2 protein-coding genes and 1 pseudogene are annotated in these 2,733 nt (G+C 56.9%); 2 read left to right on the forward strand and 1 reads right to left on the reverse strand.

Translation table 11 applies throughout. The annotated features are described in order from the left end of the window. Window positions 1–113, reverse strand: a pseudogene (locus tag ACZAHD_RS23020) (PTS sugar transporter subunit IIB); the annotation flags it as partial. Between the two features lie 293 nt (window positions 114–406). Here ACZAHD_RS23020 and ACZAHD_RS23025 point away from each other — a divergent pair. Both ACZAHD_RS23025 and ACZAHD_RS23030 read left to right on the forward strand, forming a co-directional pair. Further along, complete coding sequence (locus tag ACZAHD_RS23025) at window positions 407–1,348, forward strand: LacI family DNA-binding transcriptional regulator (protein WP_032691298.1); 942 nt, start codon at window positions 407–409, stop codon at window positions 1,346–1,348. Window positions 1,349–1,559: 211 nt separating this feature from the next. After that, window positions 1,560–2,733: MFS transporter (locus tag ACZAHD_RS23030; protein WP_462458780.1), on the forward strand; the 1,174-nt coding region annotated here is incomplete at its 3' end.

Genomic DNA, 2,733 nt, shown 5'->3' on the forward strand with positions numbered 1-2,733 from the left:
CCATAGGCATCAATCTGCACCGGCAGGTCACGTTCATTCGCCGCCTCCACCATCTTTCTGACCAGCAGACTGGTGGACATCCCGGCAGAGCAGCACAGCATAATCTTGTACATCGACGACCATCCTCAAAATGTAAAAAGTTATTGCGTGGATGATTTGATATCAGACGGAAACCGGTTTCCATTCATAAAAAGCAGAACTGTGATAGTGGTCAAGATCTCCTGCTTATGGGGCGGATTTATTGGATTTCGCTCACATTATTCTGTCGATTTGGCGATGTTTTGCGCTGAAATGGAAAATCGGTTTCCAAACAAATGGTGAAATGGATATACTGCGCTGGTCACAATTGAAGCGATTCAGGTTTACAGGATTTTGGCGGGACGCGGCGCCCGCGCAGGGGAAAATGATGTCGACAATCAATGATGTTTCACGACTTGCCGGGGTTTCCAAAGCCACGGTGTCGCGAGTGTTGAGCGGCTCACGTGGCGTGAAGGAAGCCAGTCGTCAGGCGGTGCTGCAGGCGGCGGAAGCGCTCAATTACCGGCCAAACATGATAGCCCAGTCGTTGCTCAGCCAGTCCACCGGCTGTATCGGCGTCATCTGCGCCCAGGACAACATCAACCAAACCACCAGCTATCTCTACGCCCTGGAAAAACAGCTCAGCCAGCACCAGAAGCACCTGCTGCTGCGCTTCGCCAACACCAGCAACGGCGTGATGAGCTCGCTGGAGGAGTTGACCTGCGGGTTGTGCGATAACGTGCTGATCATCGGCGCGCGTTTTCCCCTGAATATTAACCGCCCGGACGTGGTGCTGGTGGACTGCCTCGACAGCGAGGGCGACAACAGCATTCAGTTCGATCATGCCTTCGCTGCCGAAACCGCCTGCCACTATCTGATTAGCCAGGGCAGACGGCAGATTGCGCTGATTCATCCGCAGAGCAGCGGCTTTGCCGATCAGGTGCTGCTGGGCTACAAGCACGCGCTGGAAAAAAACTTTTTGCCGTTTAATCGCAACCTGGTGTTTCTGGATAACACCTCGCCGTCGGTGGCGGTCCAGGAGCTGGTCAATAACGCCACGACGCTGAACTTTAACGCGCTGCTGGTGAGCGATGAGCAGCAGGCGCAGCGCGTGGTGCCGCAGCTGCAGGCGTTTAACCGCGCCGTTCCGCAAAATGTGATGGTGTTTAGTCTCGCCGGATCGTTACAGCTGCCCGGTATCCCCACCATTCCGGCCATTGAATATTCCATGGACGCGATGGCGTCGCGGATCGTCAACTGGCTGACCGAGAAAACGGACAACCCGGGCGGCAGCCCGCTGCGCGGCGATTTAATTATTCCGAAGCACTGAACACCGCTCTTGCCCTGACCCGCCGCCGTTGGCTGCGGGTTTTTTGCTGGCTGGTTTTTGTCGTATCCCTCACATTATAAATAAAACTCATATCTGACGCCGGGTTTTCGAACCGGACAGCCTGCGTGACCTGCCTTAAGTTGAGTACGAAAGTTCCACTCAAAAAACACTAACCAGAACATTCGTACCGCCTGCTTAAGGAAGTGACCCTATGAATCACATGAACGTTGTCGATGTGAAAGCGTGGATAGATGCCCGTCCGGTCTCGCGCTTTCAATGGAACGTGCTGCTGCTCTGTTTCATCATCATTATGCTGGATGGGTATGACGCCGCGGTGATGGGCTTTGTCGCCCCGGCGCTCATTGAGGACTGGGGCATCAGCCGGGCTGAAATGGGGCCGATTCTTGGGGCGGCCATGTTCGGCGTCGCCATTGGCGCCCTGGTGGCGGGCCCGCTTTCTGACCGCTACGGCCGAAAACGCATTTTACTCTGGTCGGTGGCGCTGTTTGCGTTGTTCAGCCTGGCCGGCGCCGTGGCGCAAAGCCCATCACAGCTGGCGCTGATGCGTTTTCTTACTGGCCTTGGCCTTGGCGCGGTGATGCCCAACTGCGTCACGCTGGTGGCGGAATATATGCCGGAGCGGCGTAAAGGGGTGATGATCACCCTGATGTACAGCGGTTTTAACGTGGGTTCCGGCCTCGGCGGCTTTATCGCCGCCGGTTTGTTATCGCATTACAGCTGGCACTCGGCGCTGATTTTTGGCGGCGTGCTGCCGCTCGTGGTGCTCCCCTTTATGATCGTGATGTTACCGGAGTCGGCGATGAACATGGTGGCGCGCCGGCTACCGGGCGAGCAGATCGCCAGGGCGCTTAACCGGCTTGGGGGCCAGTTTACGGCGGAAACCGTTTTTCAGTTGAATGCGCCGCCCATCACGCGCAGCAATAAAGTGGCGCAGCTGTTTCGGCATGGCTATGCCCGCGGCACGATAGCGCTGTGGCTGACCTATTTTATGGGGCTGTTCGTGATATATCTGCTGAACGGCTGGCTGCCAACCATTCTCCGCTCCGGCGGGCTGTCGCTGCAGCAGGCGGCGATGATGACCGGCTTGTTCCAGCTCGGCGGCCCGCTGGGCGGGATCCTTGTCGGTATGCTGATGGATCGCGCTTCGGCGAAAGCCGTGATTGCGGCAACCTATTTCCTCGGCTGCCTGTGCCTGTTGTCCCAAGGGTTGATGGATTTCGGATCGGCGGCGCTGTCAGTGCTGATTTTTATCAGCGGGATGTGCATTAACGGCGCGCAGAACGGTCTGCAGGCCTATTCGCCAGCCTATTATCAAACCGAGATCCGTGCTACCGGCGTCAGCTGGATGCATGGTATCGGCCGTA

The organism is Raoultella sp. (assembly GCF_039594335.1).
In the GTDB taxonomy this organism is placed as follows: Bacteria; Pseudomonadota; Gammaproteobacteria; order Enterobacterales; family Enterobacteriaceae; genus Klebsiella.

Bases quoted from the DNA above. Each gene is read 5' to 3' on its own strand.
- ACZAHD_RS23025 (WP_032691298.1), top strand. From the start codon at position 407: ATGTCGACAATCAATGATGTTTCACGACTTGCCGGGGTTTCCAAAGCC.